Source organism: Mycolicibacterium gilvum (genome assembly GCF_900454025.1).
Taxonomy (GTDB): Bacteria; Actinomycetota; Actinomycetes; order Mycobacteriales; family Mycobacteriaceae; genus Mycobacterium; species Mycobacterium gilvum.
This window is the reverse complement of sequence record NZ_UGQM01000001.1, coordinates 2695252-2716545: the sequence shown is the minus strand read 5'-3', so window position 1 is coordinate 2716545 and position 21294 is coordinate 2695252. Positions and strand designations below refer to the sequence as shown.

General features: G+C 68.5%; 20 protein-coding genes. 12 read left to right on the top strand and 8 right to left on the bottom strand.

What is annotated here, in order from left to right:
* Nucleotides 1-17: 17 nt before the first annotated feature.
* Nucleotides 18-809: a helix-turn-helix transcriptional regulator gene (locus DYE23_RS12940; RefSeq protein WP_115327349.1), complete on the bottom strand. Its 792-nt coding sequence runs from the start codon at nucleotides 807-809 to the stop codon at nucleotides 18-20.
* 57 nt (nucleotides 810-866) lie between these two features.
* Between DYE23_RS12940 and mptB the strand changes: the two genes are divergently transcribed.
* Genes mptB through DYE23_RS12925 form a run of 3 tightly spaced genes read left to right on the top strand, consistent with a single transcriptional unit; the run spans nucleotide 867 to nucleotide 4254 of the window.
* On the top strand, nucleotides 867-2522 hold the full coding sequence (gene mptB, locus DYE23_RS12935) for a polyprenol phosphomannose-dependent alpha 1,6 mannosyltransferase MptB (protein ID WP_115327348.1): 1656 nt from the start codon (nucleotides 867-869) through the stop codon (nucleotides 2520-2522).
* On the top strand, nucleotides 2519-3478 hold the full coding sequence (locus DYE23_RS12930) for an ABC transporter ATP-binding protein (RefSeq protein ID WP_011894537.1): 960 nt from the start codon (nucleotides 2519-2521) through the stop codon (nucleotides 3476-3478). Before mptB ends, DYE23_RS12930 begins: the two co-directional genes overlap by 4 nt.
* Entirely contained in the window at nucleotides 3475-4254 is a 780-nt protein-coding gene (locus DYE23_RS12925) for an ABC transporter permease (RefSeq protein WP_099961411.1), read from the top strand. Before DYE23_RS12930 ends, DYE23_RS12925 begins: the two co-directional genes overlap by 4 nt.
* On the opposite strand, the gene DYE23_RS12920 is transcribed toward DYE23_RS12925, so the two are convergent.
* Complete coding sequence (locus DYE23_RS12920) at nucleotides 4168-4854, bottom strand: hypothetical protein (protein ID WP_013471829.1); 687 nt, start codon at nucleotides 4852-4854, stop codon at nucleotides 4168-4170. The two genes, DYE23_RS12925 and DYE23_RS12920, sit on opposite strands and share 87 nt — an antisense overlap.
* A gap of 102 nt (nucleotides 4855-4956) precedes the next feature.
* Between DYE23_RS12920 and DYE23_RS12915 the strand changes: the two genes are divergently transcribed.
* Both DYE23_RS12915 and DYE23_RS12910 read left to right on the top strand, forming a co-directional pair.
* Nucleotides 4957-5535, top strand: a complete 579-nt coding sequence (locus DYE23_RS12915) for a TetR/AcrR family transcriptional regulator (RefSeq protein WP_172527768.1) — start codon at nucleotides 4957-4959, stop codon at nucleotides 5533-5535.
* Nucleotides 5536-5560: 25 nt separating this feature from the next.
* Nucleotides 5561-6517, top strand: coding sequence for a COX15/CtaA family protein (locus DYE23_RS12910; protein ID WP_011894541.1), 957 nt, complete (start codon nucleotides 5561-5563; stop codon nucleotides 6515-6517).
* On the opposite strand, the gene DYE23_RS12905 is transcribed toward DYE23_RS12910, so the two are convergent.
* Nucleotides 6467-7405, bottom strand: coding sequence for an ATP-grasp domain-containing protein (locus DYE23_RS12905; protein ID WP_115327347.1), 939 nt, complete (start codon nucleotides 7403-7405; stop codon nucleotides 6467-6469). The two genes, DYE23_RS12910 and DYE23_RS12905, sit on opposite strands and share 51 nt — an antisense overlap.
* Nucleotides 7406-7442: 37 nt before the next feature.
* Here DYE23_RS12905 and DYE23_RS12900 point away from each other — a divergent pair, with 37 nt between their 5' ends.
* The gene (locus tag DYE23_RS12900; RefSeq protein WP_172527767.1) at nucleotides 7443-8429 is read left to right on the top strand and encodes a quinone oxidoreductase family protein; all 987 of its coding nucleotides are present in this window, start codon (nucleotides 7443-7445) and stop codon (nucleotides 8427-8429) included.
* On the opposite strand, the gene DYE23_RS12895 is transcribed toward DYE23_RS12900, so the two are convergent.
* Both DYE23_RS12895 and DYE23_RS12890 read right to left on the bottom strand, forming a co-directional pair.
* Nucleotides 8426-9364: a DUF1254 domain-containing protein gene (locus DYE23_RS12895; protein WP_013471833.1), complete on the bottom strand. Its 939-nt coding sequence runs from the start codon at nucleotides 9362-9364 to the stop codon at nucleotides 8426-8428. The genes DYE23_RS12900 and DYE23_RS12895 overlap by 4 nt on opposite strands.
* Before the next feature lie 7 nt (nucleotides 9365-9371).
* On the bottom strand, nucleotides 9372-10313 hold the full coding sequence (locus tag DYE23_RS12890; RefSeq protein WP_011894546.1) for a heme o synthase: 942 nt from the start codon (nucleotides 10311-10313) through the stop codon (nucleotides 9372-9374).
* A gap of 209 nt (nucleotides 10314-10522) precedes the next feature.
* On the opposite strand from DYE23_RS12890, the gene tkt reads away from it, so the two are divergent.
* From tkt to pgl, 5 genes are read left to right on the top strand one after another with little or no spacing between them, the layout of a single operon-like run.
* Entirely contained in the window at nucleotides 10523-12616 is a 2094-nt protein-coding gene (tkt, locus tag DYE23_RS12885; RefSeq protein ID WP_011894547.1) for a transketolase, read from the top strand.
* A gap of 10 nt (nucleotides 12617-12626) precedes the next feature.
* A complete protein-coding gene (gene tal, locus DYE23_RS12880) occupies nucleotides 12627-13742 on the top strand; it encodes a transaldolase (RefSeq protein WP_011894548.1) in 1116 nt (371 codons plus the stop codon).
* A 42-nt stretch (nucleotides 13743-13784) separates the two neighbouring features.
* A complete protein-coding gene (gene zwf / locus DYE23_RS12875; protein WP_011894549.1) occupies nucleotides 13785-15326 on the top strand; it encodes a glucose-6-phosphate dehydrogenase in 1542 nt (513 codons plus the stop codon).
* Nucleotides 15323-16231 (top strand): glucose-6-phosphate dehydrogenase assembly protein OpcA, encoded by a 909-nt coding sequence (gene opcA, locus DYE23_RS12870; RefSeq protein WP_011894550.1) that lies wholly within the window; start codon nucleotides 15323-15325, stop codon nucleotides 16229-16231. The genes zwf and opcA overlap by 4 nt, the downstream gene beginning before the upstream one ends.
* A complete protein-coding gene (gene pgl / locus DYE23_RS12865; protein WP_011894551.1) occupies nucleotides 16228-16959 on the top strand; it encodes a 6-phosphogluconolactonase in 732 nt (243 codons plus the stop codon). The genes opcA and pgl overlap by 4 nt, the downstream gene beginning before the upstream one ends.
* Here the strand turns inward: pgl and DYE23_RS12860 are convergent.
* A complete protein-coding gene (locus DYE23_RS12860) occupies nucleotides 16927-17331 on the bottom strand; it encodes a DUF6632 domain-containing protein (RefSeq protein WP_115327345.1) in 405 nt (134 codons plus the stop codon). The two genes, pgl and DYE23_RS12860, sit on opposite strands and share 33 nt — an antisense overlap.
* Nucleotides 17332-17492: 161 nt before the next feature.
* On the opposite strand from DYE23_RS12860, the gene DYE23_RS12855 reads away from it, so the two are divergent.
* Nucleotides 17493-19184 (top strand): HNH endonuclease signature motif containing protein, encoded by a 1692-nt coding sequence (locus DYE23_RS12855; protein ID WP_115328950.1) that lies wholly within the window; start codon nucleotides 17493-17495, stop codon nucleotides 19182-19184.
* A gap of 23 nt (nucleotides 19185-19207) precedes the next feature.
* Here the strand turns inward: DYE23_RS12855 and DYE23_RS12850 are convergent, their stop codons facing one another.
* The gene (locus DYE23_RS12850; RefSeq protein WP_115327344.1) at nucleotides 19208-19822 is read right to left on the bottom strand and encodes a LutC/YkgG family protein; all 615 of its coding nucleotides are present in this window, start codon (nucleotides 19820-19822) and stop codon (nucleotides 19208-19210) included.
* Complete coding sequence (locus DYE23_RS12845; protein ID WP_235660580.1) at nucleotides 19815-21260, bottom strand: LutB/LldF family L-lactate oxidation iron-sulfur protein; 1446 nt, start codon at nucleotides 21258-21260, stop codon at nucleotides 19815-19817. The genes DYE23_RS12850 and DYE23_RS12845 overlap by 8 nt, the downstream gene beginning before the upstream one ends.
* Between the last annotated feature and the right edge of the window lie 34 nt (nucleotides 21261-21294).

The window sequence follows — 21294 nt, the reverse complement described above, 5'->3', positions numbered from 1 at the left end:
TTGCTGTGTTCGGGTCGCTATCGCTCCGGCACGAGCGGGACGTGAGTGGTGCATGCGCAGTCTCCGTTGACGATGGTCGCCAGACGCTGCACGTGGGTTCCGAGGACGTCGGACATCGCCTGCTGCTCGGCCTCGCACAACTCCGGGAACTGTTCGGCGACGTGTGAGACCGGACAGTGGTGCTGACAGATCTGCACCCCGCTCAGCGGACCGCGCACGCGCGTGGTCGTCGTCGCGTATCCGGCGCCGGTCAGCGCGTCGGCGATCCTGTCGGCGGCGGCCTCGATCTCCTCCCCGCGGGACGCGTCGTCGACGGGCTCCACACCCGCGAGGATCGTGTCGATGCGGCGGCGCGCGAAGGTGCGGACGGCGTCGTCGCCACCGATCTCGCGCAGCTGACGCATGGCCGCCGAGGCGAGGTCGTCGTAGGTGTGTTCGAGTTTCGCCCGGCCGGCCGCGGTCAGCCGGTAGCGCTTGGCGGGCCTGCCACGGCCTTCCTGCTGCCAGGCCGCAGCAGCGTTGGCCTGGGCGTCGCCGGCTTCGATCAGCGCATCGAGATGCCTGCGGACGCCTGCCGCCGACAAGCCGAGTTGCTGCCCGATGTGCCCTGCGGTCACCGGGCCCGATTCGAGAAGCAACCGGACGATGGCACTGCGGGTATCGCCGTGATGGTCGCCGTCCACAGGGTGCAGAGGCGCCGACGTCGGCGCCTCCGAGCTCTGCGAACGGAATTTCACAACACCAGTGTGACGCAATTCGGAAACCCGGTCCAGCAAGGGCACCCTTATCGGCAGGGTCGGACTTCTCACACCGGCGGGCCCAGTTCTCCGGAATAAGCCCGATTATCCGCCCGCTACGCTGCCTGGGTGGCAGCCCGCCAGCTCTCCCTCAGCTCGTCGATCGCCGGCCTGCACGGCGATGAGCGGACCGTCGGCAGCCCGCTGACCGCCGCCGAACTGGTCGCGATGCGCCGCACCCGGTTGTTCGGCGCGACCGGCACCGTGTTGATGGCGATCGGGGCGCTCGGCGCCGGGGCCCGCCCGGTGGTGCAGGATCCGACGTTCGGCGTGCGGCTGCTCAACCTGCCGTCGCGCATCGCGACGGTGTCGCTGACGATGACGACGACGGGTGCCGTCATGATGGCGCTGGCCTGGTTGATGCTGGGCCGGTTCGCGCTCGGTCAGCGCAAGATGTCCCGCAGCCAGCTCGACCGGACCCTGATGCTGTGGGTGCTGCCGCTGCTGATCGCGCCACCCATGTACAGCAAGGACGTCTACTCATACCTGGCGCAGAGTGAGATCTCCCTGCAGGGCAACGACCCGTACGAGGTGGGTCCGGCGACTGGCCTCGGACTCGACCACGTCTTCACGTTGTCGGTGCCCAGCATGTGGCGGGAGACCCCGGCGCCGTACGGCCCGCTGTTCCTGTGGATCGGGCGCGGAATCTCGCGGATCACCGGCGAGAACATCGTCGAGGCGGTGCTGTTCCACCGGCTCGTCGTACTCCTCGGCGTCGCACTGATCGTGTGGGCCACCCCGCGGTTGGCCCGCCGGTGCGGGGTGGCCGAGGTGAGTGCGCTGTGGCTCGGCGCGGCCAATCCGCTGCTGTTCATGCACCTGGTGGCCGGAATCCACAATGAGGCGCTGATGCTCGGGCTGATGCTGGCCGGCACCGAGTTCGCGTTGCGCGGCATCGACGCCGCCGCCCCGCTGATCCCCCGGCCACTCGTGCGGCCGCGCGACCGCCACCAGTGGCTTCGCTGGTATCCGCTGGCGATGCTGTTCGCGGGCACGGTGTTGATCACCATGTCGTCGCAGGTCAAGCTGCCGTCGTTGTTGGCGCTCGGGTTCGTCGCGATGGCCCTCGCCTACCGATGGGGCGGCAACGTCGGGGCGTTCCTGCTGGCCAGTGGAGCCCTGGGCGCCGTGGCGCTGGCGGTGATGGCCCTGATCGGCTGGGCCAGCGGACTGGGCTTCGGTTGGCTGTTCACCCTGGGCACCGCGAACGTCGTGCGCAGCTGGATGTCGCCGCCCACACTGCTGGCGCTGGGCACCGGCCAGGTCGGCATCCTGCTCGGACTCGGCGACCACACGACCGCCGTGCTCGCCCTGACCCGCGCGATCGGCGTGAGCCTGATCGCGGTGATCGTGCTGTGGCTGCTGTTCGCGGTGCTCCGCGGACGTCTGCACCCCGTCGGCGGCCTCGGGGTCGCCCTCGGTGCGACGCTGTTGCTGTTCCCGGTGGTCCAGCCGTGGTACGTGCTGTGGGCGATCATCCCACTGGCGGCCTGGGCCACCCGTCCCCGGTTCCGCATCGCCGCGATCGTCGTCACCCTGGTCGTCGGGATCTTCGGGCCGACCGCCAACGGCGACCGGTTCGCGCTGTTCCAGATCGCCCTCGCGACCGCGGCGAGCTTCCTGATCCTGGTGATGCTGGTCGCGTTGACCTACCGATACCTGCCGTGGCGGCCGCTGCCCGAAGACAGTCGTGAGAAGTCCGACGCCTACGCTGAGTCCCCGTGACCTCCGTTTCACCGGGCGCCGTGCCTGACGGCTCCCCGTCGGCTCCCGTCGTGCTGCGCGGGGTCAGCAAGCGATACGGATCGACGACCGCCGTGGCCGGCCTCGACCTCGTCGTGGAGAGGGCCGAGGTGTTCGCGCTGCTGGGCCCGAACGGGGCGGGCAAGACGACCACGGTCGAGATGTGCGAGGGCTTCATCAAGCCCGACGCCGGTTCGCTGCGCATCCTGGGCCTCGATCCGATCGTCGACAACGCCGAGGTCCGGGCCCGCACCGGTGTGATGCTGCAAGGGGGCGGCGCCTACCCGGCCGCGCGGGCGGGCGAGATGCTCGACCTCGTCGCCGCATACGCGGCCGACCCGCTGGATCCGACATGGCTGCTCGACACGCTCGGGCTGACCGATGCCGCGCGGACCACCTACCGGCGGCTCTCGGGTGGGCAGCAGCAGCGCCTCGCGCTCGCCTGCGCCGTCGTCGGACGTCCGGAGCTGGTCTTTCTCGACGAGCCGACCGCGGGTATGGACGCGCACGCGCGGATCGTCGTGTGGGAACTCATCGACGCGCTGCGCCGCGACGGGGTGACCGTCGTGCTGACCACCCATCAGCTCAGCGAGGCAGAGGAACTGGCCGACCGGATCCTGATCATCGACAACGGCGCCGCGGTGGCCACCGGCACACCCGCCGAACTGATGCGCAACGGCGCCGAGAACCAGCTTCGGTTCCGGGCGCCGAAGATGCTCGACCTGTCCCTGCTCGTCGCGGCGTTGCCCGAGGGGTACCGGGCGACCGAGCCGACGGCGGGCGAGTACCTCGTCGAGGGCCATATCGATCCGCAGGTGCTCGCGACCGTCACCGCGTGGTGCGCCCGCCTGGATGTGCTCGCCACGGACATGCGGGTCGAACAGCGCAGCCTCGAAGACGTCTTCCTCGACCTGACGGGACGGGAGCTCCGCAAATGAGCGTCGAAAATCGGTTCGCACCAGGGACGTTCACTCCCGATCCGCGTCCGGCGAAGGTGCCGAAGATGCTGGCCGCGCAGTTCGCCCTGGAACTGCGGCTGCTGCTGCGCAACGGCGAGCAACTCCTGCTGACGATGTTCATCCCGATCACGCTGCTGATCGGACTGATACTGCTCCCGCTCGGGTCGTTCGGGCCCAATCGGGCCGCGACCTTCGTCCCGGCCATCATGGCGCTGGCGGTGATCTCGACCGCGTTCACCGGTCAGGCGATCGCGGTCGCCTTCGATCGCCGCTACGGCGCACTCAAGCGCTTGGGCGCCACCGCCCTACCGGTCTGGGGTGTCATCGCCGGCAAGTCGCTGGCCGTCGTGACGGTGGTCTCCCTGCAGTCGGTCCTGTTCGGCGCCATCGGTTTTGCGCTGGGCTGGCGCCCCCCACTGGCGGGTCTCGCCCTCGGTGCGCTGATCATCGCGCTCGGCACCGCCGTGTTCGCCGCGCTCGGCCTGCTTCTCGGCGGCACGCTGCGCGCGGAGATCGTACTGGCGCTGGCCAACCTGCTGTGGTTCGTGTTCGCCGGCCTCGGCGCGCTGGTCCTCGAGCGCGGGATGGTGCCGGCCGCGGTGCAGTGGGTCGCGCGCCTGACTCCGTCGGGGGCTCTGACCGAAGCACTGGTTCAGGCGATGACGCTGTCAGTGGACTGGTTCGACCTGCTGGTCCTCGCCGCGTGGGGCGCCGTGGCCGCACTCTGCGCGCTGCGTTGGTTCCGCTTCGTCTGACCCCGCCAGCCGAGGCAGCAGATGTTCGAGCTGCCCGACCTCCTCGATGTTGTGTCTGACCCACGCGCGGGCTTTCTCCTCGGGGAACCGCCGACGCATGATGCGGTTGACCGGCGCCAGGGCCCGGGAGCGGACTCCCAGATCCATGACCGTGACGTAGTGGGCCCCGTCGGCGCAGGCGGACCAGGTGTGTTCGAGCTGGAACACCGGCACACCGCCGATCCGCAGCACGAGCCTGATCCCGGTCTCGTCGAGCTTCTCGACGCGGGCGATCTCGTCGACCAGGAATTCGGGGCGGGCGCCGAACGCCTCGACCATGTGGAACCGCGCACCTTCGGCGGCGCCGCCACCTGGAGCGGGGCGGGCCAACTCCCACCGGATGTGGTCGACCGGATGCCAGGCGTGATAGCGGTCGACGACGTGGCCGCCGTACTGCATCGTGCCGCCCAGGTGGGTGAACCAGTCGAGAAGCATCGCCGGCGTCACGCCCGCCAGAGGGCGGTGATCGATCGTGATGCGCCGCCTGCCGTGCGGGCAGTCCACGTAATGCACGGCGGCCGTGTCGACAGAACGCAGCGGATACAGCACGGGTAGAGACATGTGGACCTCCAAGATACGAAGTAGTTTCTTATCTGAACTCTAGAACTGTCCGTTAAGATACGCAAGCGTTTCTCAAATGGACGGGGCGAGGGAGGCCGGATGATGACGAGACGACGGGGTGCCGAGCTCGACGCCGCGATCCGGTCGGCGGTCCTGGACCTGCTCGCCGGGCACGGACCCGAGGCGGTGACGATGGACGCCGTGGCGGTGGCCGCCGGCACCAGCAAACCGGTGCTCTACCGGCGCTGGCCCGATCGGCGCGCATTGCTCCGGGACACGCTGATGGCCGTCGCGTCAACGTCGTTTCCGCGTCCGGACACCGGCACGTTCCGCGGTGATCTCCTCGCGGTGCTGCGCGCCTGGGCCCAGCTGTTCACCGGCGACACCGGTCCGCTGATGCGGTCGGTGATCGTCGCGGTGGCATCGGATCCCGACCTGGAGTCGACGTTCCGCTCCGACGTGCTCGGTATGCGCAAGGCCGAGATGACCACGCTGATCGGGCGTGCCGTGGAGCGCGGCGAGGTGCGCCCCGACGTCCCGGTGGAGCTCGTTCGCGAACTCGGGCAGAGCGTGCTGTGGCACCGGCTGCTGATCACCGGTGACCCGATCACCGACGAGCTGGTCACCCAGCTGGTCGACGAGGTGCTCATCCCCGTCACACGCCCCTACTACGACCAGTAGTTATCGAGCCTCTACCATCGATGGCGTGCCCGTAGGACGCCTTTTCCTGAGGCTCGTCGATCTGTTCCCCGAGCCGAGTCTGCGGACGCAACGCGTCATCGCCGCGGCCGTGATCCTGACCCAGGGCGGGATCGCCGTCACCGGAGCGATCGTGCGCGTCACCGCCTCGGGGCTGGGATGCCCGACCTGGCCCCAGTGCTTCCCCGGCAGTTTCACCCCCGTCCCGCACGCCGAGGTCGCCGGCATCCACCAGGCCGTCGAGTTCGGCAACCGGCTGCTGACCTTCCTCGTGGTGTTGACGGCGGCGGCGGCGGTCATCGCGGTCACGCGGGCGCGACGCCGTCGGGAGGTGCTGTTCTACGCCTGGCTGATGCCGGCCTCCACGGTGGCCCAGGCGATCATCGGCGGCATCACGGTGCTCACAGGTCTGCTGTGGTGGACCGTCGCGATCCACCTGCTCGTGTCGATGGCGATGGTGTGGCTGGCGGTGCTGCTGTTCGTCAAGATCGGCGAGCCCGATGACGGGGTGCCCGAACCCCGGGCGCCGAAGCCGTTGCGGCAGTTGACCGTCCTGTCCGCCGTCACGCTGGCCGCGGTGCTGGTCACCGGCACGATGGTCACCGGCGCCGGACCGCACGCCGGCGACAAGAGCCCGGATCGGCCGGTGCCGCGCCTGGAGATCGAGATCACCACGCTGGTGCACATGCATTCGTCGCTACTGGTCGCCTACCTCGCGCTTCTGGTCGGCCTCGGATTCGGCCTGCTCGCCGTGAAGTCGTCACCCGCGGTGAGGAAGAGGCTCGGCGTCGTCGTCGTCCTGGTCGCCGCCCAGGGCACCCTCGGTGCGGTGCAGTTCTTCACCGGTGTCCCGGAGGCGTTGGTCGCCCTGCACGTCGCCGGTGCGGCCGCCTGTACCGCGGCGACCGCCGCACTATGGGCGTCGATGCGCGAACGGACCCAGCCCGAACCGCTCCAGCGCTGACTCGACCGCGAGCGCGAACCGGCGCTGCTGACGGGCCCTGTCGCCGTCGGGTAGTTGACGCCACCCCAGAGACGGCTCGACGAGCTCGAGCTCCAGCAGTCGCGGATCGTCCGGCCCGCCGACGACGTCGACCCGCGCATACAGAAAGTCCGACGTCTGCAGCCCGAGATGGTCGGCTGCCGCGCCCAGTGCCCTGTGTCCGAGGTCCCACAGTTCGAAGTCGGGGTCGGCGGGCGCCAGACGTTCCTCGGCATAGGTTCCGGACGCGTCGAACGCCGGTGTCTCGCCCGGCGGCGGCAGCATCGGGCCCTTGGTGAACGCGTGGGACTGCTCACCGGCGAGGAACACCAGGGCGGTCTCGCCGTCGCCGATGCGCGCGTCATAGGGCTGCACCAGCGCCGTGCGTCCGGCGGCCTGCAGCGCGGCTGCGTGCGCATGCGCGTGCGTGGGATCCGAAAAACGCTCGGCCCCGACCGAACCGGCGCCCACAGCCGGTTTGACGACGACCTCGCCGTCCGGGATGCGCACCTGCTCCCCCGGCTCGAAGAACGCGCTGGGGACGACGGGCACCCCTGCGGCCGCCAGGTCGGAGAGATACCGCTTGTCGGTGTTCCACCCGACGACCTCGACCGGGTTGAGCAGATGCGACACCCGGTGCGCCCACGCCAGAAACTGCTCGGGACGCTCGGTGTAATCCCAGGTGGCCCGCAGAATCACCAGGTCGGCGCCGAGCGTCTCGGGATCGTCCCACGCCAGCCAGCGGGCATGCAGTCCGCGCGCCCACAGCGCCTCGACGAGTCCGTCGTCGTCGCCGTCTCCCTCGGGCAGCGCCCTGCACCCGGCCAGCACGATGCGGGGGTGAAAGACGTCGGGGCGGACCAGCTTCATCAGGGGCCGATTCTATCGAGGGGGCAAGATGGTGGACATGTACGCCATCGAAGTCGCCGAGACCGGCGGACCCGAGGTCCTGTCCTTCGTCGAGACATCGCGTCCCTCGCCCGGCCCCGGGCAGGTGCTCATCAAAGCCGAGGCGATCGGTGTCAACTTCATCGACACGTATTTCCGGTCCGGGCTCTATCCCCGCGAGACGCCGTTCATCGCGGGCTCGGAGGTGTGCGGAGTCATCGAGGAGGTCGGCGAGGACGTCGCCGCCCTCAACGTCGGCGACCGGGTGGTCACCACGCAGTCGCAGGGCGCCTACGCCGAATACTGTGTGGCGCCTGCGGATTTCGTCGCCTACGTACCCGATGCCGTCGCCCCGGAGGTGGCCGCGTCCGCCCTGCTGAAGGGCATGACCGCGCACTATCTGCTCAAGTCGACCTATCCGGTGCAGCAGGGCGACGCCATCCTCGTCCACGCGGGCGCCGGCGGCGTCGGCCTGTTGCTGACGCAGTGGGCGACCAGCCTGGCCGCATCGGTGATCACCACGGTGTCCACGCCGGACAAGGCCGAGCTGTCCCGGCGTGCCGGTGCGGTCGAGGTGCTCGACTACCCAAGCCAGGACGCGGGGGGCGCCGCGGCCTTCGGTGACCGGATCCGGGAACTGACCGACGGCGACGGTGTCGCCGCGGTGTACGACGGGGTCGGCGCGTCGACCTTCGAGGCAAGCCTCGCCAGCCTGGCGATGCGGGGCACGCTGGCGTTGTTCGGCGCTGCCAGCGGGCCGGTGCCGCCGATCGATCCGCAGCGGCTCAACACCGCCGGCTCGGTGTTCCTGACCCGGCCCAACCTCGCCCACCACACCCGCACACCGGACGAATTCTCCTGGCGGGCAGGCGAACTCCTCACCGCGATCGCCGACGGCGCACTGACCGTCACCGTGAGCAACCGCTACGCGCTGCGGGAAGCCGAGCAGGCGCACCGCGACCTGCAGGGCCGCAGGACGGTCGGTTCGGTCGTGCTGATCCCCTAGCCCGGTTCGGCCACCGGGAACGTCCACGAGCCGTCGAGGATCTCGGCCCGGGGTCGGTACAGGCGCACCAGGTAGTTCCAGCCCGGGGTGATCGGCAGGTGGTTGGGTTCGCCCGCAGGTCCACCGAAGCGCACCGTGACGGAACCGTCGGCATCCTTGACCGCGGTCACGCTGTTCACCGAGTACGCACCGGCCGGATTGGGCGTGAAGTAGCCCTCGGCGTTGTACACCGTGACCGACCAGAAGCCATCCACCGGAACGTCACCGACGGTGAGCCGGTGCGGGGTCCGGCCGTCGTCAGCAGCGGGATCGACCGTCAGATACAACGCGTCGCGCTCGGGATTCCCGCCCCAGGCCGCCGCGGCGCCGATCAGCCGGCGAACGGGATCGACCTCGCCGGCGGCCCCGAACATGCCGCGGGTGTCGGGCAGCGTCGCGAACAGTGCGGCCAGGGCGTCACGAACCTGCTTCTGACTCCCGGGATCCCACTCGGGCACCTCGAAGCTGCCGACTCCGGCCTGATCGACGACGACACCGTCCTGCAGCGCGTGCACGGCGGCCAGATCGGCGGGATCGTTCGGGTCGACGAGCGTGCGCAGCGCGAGCATCACGTAGCGGGTGCCGATGCCGGCCCGGTCGAAGGTGTGGCGGCCCGGCGTGTAGATCACTCTCGGCACGTAATGGTCCTCGGTGATGATCTGCAGGGAGCGGAACCGTGCGCCGGCATCGGGCAGCGTGACGGTCACCGGCCCAGCGTCGAGGTCGAAGACGCCGGCCGAGTAGAGGGTGTCGCGGTTCTGGCGCACCACGAGCTGGTTGTCGAGCGGACCGAAATCGCGGAAGTGGGTGAACTCTCCGAGCGCGCCATCACCGACGATGTTGCCGAAATACAGGTCGGTCTCGGCGCGGATGAAGTTGTCCGGCGAGACGTGCACCGGGGTGTCAGACGTGCAGCAGGGTGGGCAGCGCCAGCGCCGAGTCGACGGCCAGCGCGACGAAGACCACCGCCAGGTAGTTGTTGGACTGCAGGAACAGTCGCAGCGGCTTGACGGCCTCGCCGCGCTTGACCCCGGCGTAGAGCTGGTGTGCCATCACCAGGAACCAGGTGCCGGCCAGGATCGCGACCGAGGCGTAGAGCCATCCGGTGGTCAGCGCCAGCGCCAACGTCGCGAGGACGGTCAGCCAGGTGTACACCAGGATCTGCTTGGTGACCTGCTGTTCGGTGGCGACCACGGGGAGCATCGGCACGCCGGCCGCTTCGTAGTCCTCCTTGTACCGCATGGCCAGCGCCCAGGTGTGCGGGGGTGTCCAGAAGAAGATGATCAGGAACATCACCAGAGCGGGCCACTGGATGGTTCCGGTCACCGCGGACCAGCCGATCATCACCGGCATGCAGCCGGCGGCGCCGCCCCACACGACGTTCTGTGAGGTACGGCGCTTGAGCAGCAGGGTGTAGACGAGGACGTAGAACGCGATCGTGGCCCCGGCCAGGTGTGCCGAGAGCATGTTGGTCGTCGACCACAGCCAGAAGAACGACGCGACCGACAGCGTCAGACCGAAGATCAGCGCGTGGCTGCGCGGCACGGTGGCGCGGGCCAGTGCGCGACGCTCGGTGCGCTTCATCTTCTTGTCGATGTCGGCGTCGGCGACGCAGTTCAGAGTGTTCGCGCCGGCGGCGGCCAGCAGTCCGCCGACGAGCGTGTTGATGATCAGCAGCGGGTCGACGGTGCCGCGGTCGGCCAGCAGCATCGCGGGGATCGTGGTGACCAGCAGCAGCTCGATGACGCGGGGCTTGGTCAGGCCGATGTAGCCCATCAGCCGGGTGCGCAGCCCGATCGGGCCTTCGGCGGAGTCGTTGATGAGGTGGCCCTCGCGGATCCTCACGCAACCAACTCCTCAACGCCGGCACCACAGCCCCGGAGGGCATCTACTACAGAGGATGGTAGACCGCTACGGTCGGTGTCCGAAATTACGGGTCGATTCGCAGGTGGTTCAGGGATGACCTCTGCGTCTGCGACCCGTTCCCCACTAGGGTGGTTGATGCGGATCGACAGTCGGAACAACACTGCCCGCTGAGCTTAGGAGCGCGACTCGTGACCACGATCGAAGAGATCAACTCCCTCACCCGGCCCAACCACCCGGACGACTGGACGGACCTCGATTCGCGGGCCGTCGACACCGTCCGGATTCTGGCCGCCGACGCCGTCCAGAAGGTCGGCAACGGACACCCAGGCACGGCGATGAGCCTCGCTCCGCTGGCCTACACGTTGTTCCAGCGGCAGATGCGGCACGATCCGAGCGACGTGCACTGGCTGGGGCGCGACCGTTTCGTGCTGTCGTGTGGCCACTCCAGCCTCACTCTCTACATCCAGCTCTACCTCGGCGGGTTCGGTCTGGAGCTCTCCGACATCGAGGCCCTGCGCACCTTCAAGTCCAAGACGCCCGGCCATCCGGAGTTCCGCCACACCCCGGGGGTCGAGATCACCACCGGCCCGCTCGGACAGGGTCTGGCCTCCGCGGTCGGTATGGCGATGGCGGCGCGCTACGAGCGCGGGCTGTTCGACCCGGACACCGCGCCCGGTGAGAGCCCGTTCGACCACCACATCTTCGTCATCGCCTCCGACGGCGACATCGAGGAGGGCGTCACCAGCGAGGCCTCGTCGCTGGCGGGAACCCAGCAGCTGGGCAACCTGATCGTTTTCTACGACAAGAACCACATCTCGATCGAGCACGACACCGACATCGCACTGTCGGAGGACGTCGCAGCCCGGTACCGCGCCTACGGCTGGCACGTCCAGGAGGTCGAGGGCGGCGAGAACGTCGTCGGCATAGAAGAAGCGGTGCAGGCAGCGAAAGCCGTCACCGACAAGCCGTCGCTGATCTCGGTGCGCACGATCATCGGCTATCCGGCGCCGAACAAGATGAACACCGGCGGCGTGCACGGATCGGCACTCGGTGACGACGAGGTGGCCGAGGTCAAGAAGATCCTGGGCTTCGACCCCGACAAGACGTTCGAGGTCAGCGAGGACGTCATCACCCACACCCGCGGCCTGGTCGCCCGCGGCAAGGAGGCCCACGAGGCCTGGCAGCAGGAATTCGATGCATGGGCGCAGCGCGAGCCCGAGCGCAAGAAGCTGCTCGACCGGCTGACCGCCGAGGAGCTGCCCGACGGCTGGGATGCCGACATCACCTACTGGGAGCCGGGTTCCAAGGCGGTCGCGACGCGCGCCGCGTTCGGTCAGGTACTCAACGACGTCGCACCGAAGTTGCCCGAGCTGTGGGGCGGCTCGGCCGATCTCGCGGGCAGCAACAACACCACCATCAAGGGCGTGAAATCCTTTGGCCCGCCGTCGATCTCGACCGACGACTTCAGCGCCGACTGGTACGGCCGGGTGCTGCACTTCGGCATCCGCGAGCACGCGATGGGCTCGATCCTGTCGGGTATCGTGCTGCACGGCCCCACCCGGGCGTTCGGCGGCACGTTCCTGCAGTTCTCCGACTACATGCGGCCGGCGGTGCGTCTGGCCTCGTTGATGGACATCGACACCATCTACATCTGGACGCACGACTCGATCGGCCTGGGCGAGGACGGACCCACGCATCAGCCGATCGAGCATCTGGCCGCGTTGCGGGCGATCCCGAACCTGTCGGTGGTGCGGCCCGGCGATCCGAACGAGACCGCCTACGCGTGGAAGAGCATCATCGCCCGCGGCAACGGGAGCGGCCCGGTCGGTTTCATCCTGACGAGGCAAGGTATCCCCGTGTTGGAGGGCACGGACGCCGAGGGAGTGAGCCGCGGCGGTTACGTGCTCGGCGGCGGAAATCCCGCCGATGATGCCGACGTCATCCTGATTGCGACCGGTTCTGAACTGCAGCTGGCCGTCGAGGCGAAGAAACTCCTGGCCGACAAGGACATCAACGCAGCCGTGGTCTCGATGCCGTGCGTCGAGTGGTTCGAGTCGCAGCCCAAGGAGTACCGCGACAGCGTGCTACCGCCGGGTGTGTCGGCCCGGGTCGCGATCGAGGCCGGCGTGGCGCAGAGTTGGTACAAGCTCGTCGGCGACACCGGCGAGATCATCTCGATCGAGCACTACGGCGAGTCCGCGGACGACAAGACGTTGTTCCGCGAGTTCGGTTTCACCCCGGAGGCAGTGGTGGCCGCGGCAGAACGCACGATTGAAAATTGAGGTAACGATCATGACCCAGAACCCGAATCTTGCGGCACTGTCCGAAGCCGGTGTGTCCGTGTGGCTCGACGACCTGTCGAGGGAGCGGCTGCAGACCGGAAACCTGCAGGAGCTCATCGACACGAAGAGCATCGTCGGGGTGACGACGAACCCGTCGATCTTCCAGGCCGCACTGTCGGCGGGCGAGGCCTACGACGACCAGATCCGTGAACTCGCCGAACGCGGCGCCGACGTAGACGCGACCATCCGCACCGTGACCACCGACGACGTCCGCAATGCCTGCGACGTGTTCGCCAAGATCTACGAGCAGTCCGGCGGCGTGGACGGCCGGGTGTCCATCGAGGTCGACCCGCGTCTGGCGCACGACACCGACAAGACGATCCTGCAGGCGATCGAGCTGTGGAAGATCGTCGACCGGCCGAACCTGCTGATCAAGATCCCAGCCACCGAGGCCGGCGTTCCCGCCATCGCTTCGGTTCTCGCCGAAGGCATTTCGGTCAACGTGACACTGATCTTCTCGGTCGAGCGGTACCGCCTGGTGATGGACGCCTACCTGCAGGGTCTGGAGAAGGCCAAGGAAGCCGGCCACGACCTGTCGCGAATCCATTCCGTCGCTTCGTTCTTCGTGTCGCGGGTGGACACCGAGATCGACAACCGACTGGAGAAGATCGGTTCGGAGGAGGCGCTCGCGCTGCGCGGCAAGGCGGGTGTCGCGAACGCCCGGCTAGCCTACGCCGCCTACGAGGAGATCTTCCTCGGTGGCGAGCGCTTCGCTGCGCTCAAGGATGCGGGCGCTCGCGTGCAGCGGCCGCTGTGGGCGTCGACCGGGGTGAAGAACCCGGACTACTCCGACACGCTCTACGTGACCGAGCTCGTCGCGCCCGACACGGTGAACACCATGCCGGAGAAGACGCTCGACGCGGTCGCCGATCACGGCGTGGTCACCGGCGACACGGTCACCGGGCGTGCCGGCGAGTCGCAGGAGATCTTCGATCAACTGGCTGCCCTGGGAATCGATCTGACCGACGTGTTCCTGGTCCTGGAGAACGAGGGCGTCGAGAAGTTCGAGAAGTCATGGCAGGAGCTGCTGGAGGCCACGCAGGGTCAACTCGACGACAAGAAGTGACCGGCCGGCCGCGATGAGCGCTTGCGCGAAGAGCACACGACGATGACCGAGCCGTGGCGTAACCCGTTGCGGGACAAGCGTGACAAACGCATGCCGCGCATCGCCGGGCCGTGCAGCGTCATCATCTTCGGTGTCACCGGCGATCTGGCCCGCAAGAAGCTGATGCCGGCCATCTACGACCTGGCCAACCGGGGGCTGCTGCCGCCGTCGTTCGCCCTGGTCGGCTTCGCACGAAGGGACTGGGCCGACGAGGATTTCGGCCAGGTGGTGTACGAGGCGGTCAAGAAGCACGCACGCACGCCGTTCCGCCAGGAGGTGTGGGACCGCCTCGCCGAGGGTTTCCGGTTCGTCCAGGGCACGTTCGACGACGACGACAGCTTCGCCCGGCTCGCCGAGACCCTCAACACGTTGGATGTGGAGCGCGGCACCGGCGGCAACCACGCGTTCTACCTGTCGATCCCACCGAACGCGTTTCCGGTGGTCTGTGAACAACTGCAGAAGTCCGGGCTGGCCCGGCAGAAGGACCACAGCTGGAGCCGCGTCGTCATCGAGAAGCCCTTCGGGCACGACCTCGACAGCGCCCGTGAGCTCAACAACGTCGTCAACAGCGTCTTCCCCGAGGAGTCGGTGTTCCGCATCGACCACTACCTCGGCAAGGAGACGGTCCAGAACATCCTGGCGCTGCGCTTCGCCAACGAACTCTACGAGCCCATCTGGAATTCGCATTACGTCGACCACGTACAGATCACGATGGCCGAGGACATCGGATTGGGCGGTCGCGCAGGGTATTACGACGGGATCGGCGCGGCCCGCGACGTCATCCAGAACCACCTCATCCAGCTCCTCGCCCTCACCGCGATGGAGGAGCCGGTCAACTTCAGCCCGCATGAGCTGCAGGCCGAGAAGATCAAGGTGCTCGGCGCGACGCGGCCGCTGGGACCGCTGGATCAGACCACCGCGCGCGGGCAGTACGCAGCGGGCTGGCAGGGCAGCGAGCGTGTTCCCGGCCTGCTGGAGGAAGACGGCTTCGCGACCGATTCGGTCACCGAGACCTTCGCCGCGATCACCCTGGAGGTGGACACCCGACGCTGGGCAGGTGTCCCGTTCTTCCTGCGCACCGGAAAACGTCTGGCGCGCAGGGTCACCGAGGTCGCGCTGGTGTTCAAGCGGGCACCGCATCTGCCGTTCGACGCGACGATGACCGAGGAACTCGGCAAGAACGCGCTGGTGTTGCGGATCCAACCCGACGAGGGCATCACGATGCGGTTCGGTTCCAAGGTGCCCGGCAGCGCGATGGAGGTGCGGGACGTCAACATGGACTTCTCGTACGGCTCGGCGTTCGCCGAGGACTCCCCGGAGGCCTACGAGCGGCTGATCCTCGATGTGCTACTCGGTGAACCCTCGTTGTTCCCGGTGAATGCCGAAGTCGAATTGTCCTGGGAGATCCTGGATCCGGTGCTGGAGAACTGGGCTCAGAACGACGACGCGTCGGCGCCGCTCGATCCGTACGTGTCCGGCACGTGGGGTCCGCCGTCGGCGAACGACATGGTGCGGCGCCTGGACAGGGAATGGAGGCGGCCGTGATCGTCGAGCTGTCCGACACCACCACCAACGAGATCAACAAGAAGATCACGGGCCTGCGCGAAGAGGGCGGCGCGCTCACGCTGGGCCGGGTGCTGACGCTGGTGATCACTCCCGACTGCGAGGAGAACCTCGCCAGCGCCATCGAGGCGGCGAACTTCGCGAGCCGGGAGCATCCGTGCCGGGTGATCGTCGCTCTCCAGGCAGACCGCTCCGCCGCGGCGCGACTCGACGCCGAACTACGCGTCGGGCGCGACGCAGGTGCGGGTGAGGTCGTGGTGCTGCGCCTGTACGGCGAGCTCGCCGACCACGCCGACAGTGTGGTGCTGCCGTTCCTTCTGCCCGACACCCCCGTGGTGGCGTGGTGGCCGGCGTCGGCTCCGGAGACACCGGCCGAGGATCCGGTGGGCAAGCTGGCGATTCGGCGAATCACCGACGCCACTCTCGCCTCCGATCCGCTCGCCGCGATCAAGAGCAGGTTGCCCGGCTACTCCCCCGGCGACACCGATATCGCGTGGAGCCGCATCACCTACTGGCGTGCGCTGCTCGCGTCGGCGATCGACGAGCCGCCCCACGAGCCGATCGAGCGCGCCGTGGTGTCAGGGCTCAAAGCCGAACCGGCGCTGGACATTCTGGCCGGATGGCTGGCGAGCCGCATCGACGGCGAGGTGACGCGCGTGGTGGGCACACTCAAGGTCGAACTCCATCGAGCCAGCGAGACGGTGACGCTGAGCCGACCGCAGGAGGGGCTGACCGCGACACTGAGTCGCACCTCCCGGCCTGTGGCACTGATCCCGTTGGCGCGGCGTGACATTCCCGACTGCCTCGCCGAGGAGTTGCGCAGGCTCGATGCCGACGAGATCTACCGGGAAGCACTGACAGGCCTCGACAAGGTGATCTATCAATGACGATGAACATCGAAACCTACCCCGACACCGAAGCGTTGGTGGCCGCGACCGGCGACAGGCTGGTCGAGGCGATCAAGGCCGCGATCGCCGCGCGGGACGTCGCAGCAATCGCACTGACCGGGGGCGGCACCGGAATCGGGCTGCTCAGACGCGTCGGCGAGCGCGGCGACGAGATCGACTGGTCGAAGGTCCACATCTATTGGGGCGACGAGCGTTTCGTTCCAGCCGATGATGACGAGCGTAACGAGAAGCAGGCACGCGAGGCGCTGCTCGACCATGTCGGCATCCCCGAGGCGAACGTGCACGTGATGGCGCCCAGCGACGGCGAGTTCGGCGACGCCATCGATGCCGCCGCGGAGGCGTATGCGCAGGTGCTCGCCGAAGCGGGTCCCGATCCGACCCCGGCGTTCGACGTCCACCTCCTCGGGATGGGGCCGGAGGGACACGTCAACTCGCTGTTCCCCGACACCGACGCGGTCAAGGAATCGAAGCGGTTCGTGGTCGGCGTGACCGACTGCCCCAAACCACCCCCGCGACGAATCACGCTGACACTCCCCGCCGTTCAGCGCTCGCGCGAGGTGTGGCTGGTGGTCTCCGGTGAGGGCAAGGCCGATGCGGTGGCCGCGGCGATCGGCGGCGCTCAGCCGGTCGACATTCCCGCTGCCGGCGCCGTCGGCACCGAGGCCACGGTGTGGCTACTCGACGAAGCCGCGGCGTCCAAGCTCTGATCTGCGGACGAGAAACGCGAGGACTCCGGCAGCGAGCAGAAGCGCCGGGACGTCGCCCCACAGATGTCCGTGGTGGTGGGTGTCGCTCATCGACTGCACGGCCATGATCGCGGCGTGCACGACGCTCGACCACACGGTGAACCAGATCAGGCTCACATTCGCCTCAGGTCGGCGGGCGGCGTTGCACAGGCTCGCCCCCAGCACCGCATAGATGCCGACGATCATCATGAAGTACTGGGACTCGTGCGGCGCGCCGTCATGCCACGCCCACCCGGACGGCCAGACGGCGGCCAACGGGTAGAGCAGGAGCATCACCGCACCGAACACGACCAGTGCGATCTGAAGAAGCCGGTAACTCGTTGTGGCGGTCATGGCGCTCTCCCCTGGTTCGGACCCGAATACAGTAAGGCCGCCCCGGCGGTTTCTACCGCAGAACGGCAGGTCGACGCCGGTTTATCCCCAGATCCGTTTTGATCCACAGCGTTTGAAATCTGCCCTGTTGGCCGCTACAGGCAGCGGGCAGAATGGAACACATGTTCGATGGATCGCTGCCCGAGCCGGCCACGCTGGCCGCTGCCAGCGACACCGACCTCGCCCACGCGATCAACCGCTGGGCAGCCGCCTCGGCAGCAGCTGAGGCCCGCAAACTGGCCGCGATCGCCGAACTGCACCGCCGCGCCACCGAAGGCCAGCTCCACGAACGCGACGCCGTCGATGACACCGACGCCGCCGCCGCACACATCTGCTGCGCACTGACCATCAGCCACGGCCACGCCCTGGCCCTGATCGACCTGGCGACCACCCTGCGCGACCGACTCCCCAACACCGGGGCACGATTCCTCGCCGGTGACCTCGCCCCCACCATGATCACCGTCATCGCCTGGCGCACCGCCCTGGTCACCCCGGCCGCGCTGCCCGCGATCGACACCGCGATCGCCCAACGCGCCCACACCTGGGGACCACTGACCCAGAAAAAGCTCGCCGCCGCCATCGACGTCTGGGTCCACCGCTACGACCCCGACGCCGTGCGACGCACCCGCAACGCGATGCGCGGCCGCTACTTCGCCGTCGAGACCGCCACCCGCGCCGACACCGCCGGGGACCCCGCGACCGGCACCGTGGCCGTGCACGGACGCCTCAGCGCCACCGACGCCGCCCTGACCCGCCAACGCCTCGCGGTCATGATCGCCACCGTGTGCCCCGATGACCCCCGCACCATGGACCAACGCCGCGCCGACGCCCTCGGCGCCGTCATGGCCGGCTCCACCTTTCTGGCCTGCGCCTGCGACAACCCCGACTGCCCCGCCAAAATCGACGACGGCCGCGCCACCAGCATCACCGTCCACGTCCTGGCCGACCCCGACAGCCTCCACGCCGAACCCGACCCCGACTTCCATGGCGACACCCCACCGGCCACCCACGCCGAACACACTCAAGCCGAAGCCGAAGCCCTAGCCGAGGTTGAGGTTGAAGGACCCGCCGCCACTGGACCCGCCCGGACCCAACCCGCAGCGCCCGGCCCCGCCGATCCTGCTGCCCCCGTGGGGGATCGACCGGCCGTCATCGCCGGCGGCGGCATCGTGCCCGCACCCCTGCTGGCCGAACTGATCGCCCGCGGCGCCACCGTGCGACTCGTCACCGCCGCCAACCTTGGCGACGAACCCCGCTACCGCCCCTCAGCAGCCCTACAACGCTTCGTACACGCCCGCGACATCACCTGCCGATTCCCCGGCTGCGACCGCCCCGCCACCCACGCCGACATCGACCACACCCAACCCTGGCCCACCGGCCCGACACACCCGGCCAACACCAAGTGTTATTGCCGGCTTCACCATTTGATCAAAACGTTCCTCCCCGGCTGGGCCGACACCCAACACCCCGACGGCACCCTCACGATCACCACACCTACCGGAACCCACTGCGTGACAAAGCCGTTGAGCAGCTTGCTGTTCCCGAACTGGAACACCACCACCACCCCGACACCCCCACGACCGCAATCCCCGTCCCCGCCCCGGCCCGGCCGGAACCTGAGGATGCCGATCCGCCGACGCACCCGCGCCCACAACCGCGCCGCCTACATCACCCGCGAACGCCGTCTCAACGCGACCGAACGTGCCGCCGAAGGAGGACGCGGACGCGTCACACCGAAAGCCACACCAAGGCCGACTCTGTGGCCAGACCCCGCACATCCACCCGACTACGGCAATGACCCACCACCGTTCTAATGACCCCGGCGGGCCGGTACCACTCATCCGACGACGATCACCCGCAGCGTGCGCGGGCCGTGGACACCCTCGACGCGATCGAGCTCGATGTCACTCGTCGCGCTCGGACCGCTGATCCATGTCAGGGGTCGGGTGTGCAGACCGGATTCGATCAGCCGGGCCACCGCGTGGGGCACGTCGTCGACGATCTGATCCACGCGTACGACACATACATGCACATCGGGCACCAGGCTCAGCGCCCGTCTGCCCTGCCCCGGCCCGTGGGACAGCACGATCGTGCCGGTGTTGGCGATGCCGACCGTCGCCGTCGTCACCACCGCATCGACGGCATCCAGCTCGGCTGCAGAGAGTCCGGAGTCAGAGACCCACGACCCGACCTCCGGCCACTCACGGATCACATCCTCGTCGGCAACCACCCGACCGAACCCGTTGAGCGCCAGCGCGATCGCCGGTCCGGCGTCGTCCACCCGCGACACCTGTGCGCGGTAGTCCGCGACCCGCTCGATGAAGCGGTCCACCACATCGACGGCACCGGTCCCGACGGCGCTGCCGTACGTCCACGGCACACCCGGCGCGTCCGGACGATCGCTCAGGGCTGCCCGGATCCGTCCGAGGATCTGTTCACGCGCCTCACTCACGGGTACCGCCCTCGGTCCGCTCCCACCAGCTACGGAACGACTCCACGGGAGGGACCGGCGCATCGCGGGCCTCAGACCACCCTCGCGCCGGCCACGGCAGGGAGGTCAAGTTCTCTTTGCCGCCCAACGCTCTGCTGCGCAACACCTTTCCGCCGGCACCCGCCATCTTTTCGACCCCCGACAGCCGCCGGTGGTCGGCCATCACCCATCCGCCGGCCTTCATCGCGATCTGCTCTGCCGACGGGATGCCACCACGGTTCTCGTCCACCACCCGGGTACGCAGATGAACCAGCATCGACGGGATGTCGATGCGCACCGGGCAGACGTCGAAGCACGCTCCGCAGAGGCTCGACGCGTACGGCAGCGAACGGTCGATCTCGCTGGCGGTGCCCCGCAACTGAGGAGTCAGCACCGCCCCGATCGGCCCGGGATACACCGAGCCGTACGAGTGCCCGCCGGCACGCTCGTAGACAGGGCACACGTTCAGGCACGCCGAACAACGGATGCAACGCAACGCATCTCGGCCTTTCGGGTCGGCCAGGACCTCGGTCCGTCCGTTGTCCAGCAGCACGATGTGTACGTTCTGCGGACCGTCACCGTCAGCGGGGCCGGTCCAGATCGACGTGTACGGGTTCTCCCGCTCCCCCGTGCTGCTGCGCGGCAACACCTGCAGCAGCACCTCGAGATCCCGCCACGACGGCAGCACCTTCTCGATACCGACCACCGAGATCAGCGTCTCGGGCAGTGTCAGGCACATCCGACCGTTGCCCTCGGACTCGACCACCACCAGGCTGCCGGTGTCGGCGATCGCGAAGTTCGCGCCCGACACGGCAACCGTCGCCCGCAGGAATTTCTCCCGCAGGTGCAGCCTCGCGGCCTCGGCCAGCCGCCGCGGCTCGTCGGTCAGGTCTTCGGGGGCCGGCCGTCCGACCTTGCCCATCTCCCGCAGGAAGATCTCGCGCACCTCGGAGCGGTTGCGGTGGATGGCAGGCACCAGGATGTGGCTGGGCCAGTCGTCGCCCAGTTGCACGATGAGCTCGGCGAGGTCGGTCTCCCACGCGTCGATACCCGCCTCGGCCAGCGCCTCGTTGAGTTCGATCTCCTGGGTCGCCATCGACTTGACCTTGACCACCTCGGTGGCGCCGGCGGCCCGCACCAGGTCGACGACGATCAGGTTGGCTTCTTCGGCGTCGCGCGCCCAGTGCACCGTGGCACCGGCCGCGGTCGCCTTCGCCTCGAACTCGACGAGATGCTCGTCGAGTCGGTGCAGCGCAGCGTCTTTGATCGCCTCGGCCGCCAGCCGAAGTTGTTCCCAGTTGTCGAGTTCGGCGACGGCCCGGGCCCGCTTCGCGCGGATGGTTCCGGTGGCGTGCGCGAGATTTCGCCGCAACACCGCATCCTGCAGCGCCTCGCGCGCCGCGGTCTGAAACGTGGGCATCCCGAGGAACTGCCGCGTCACCCCGACGTGTGGA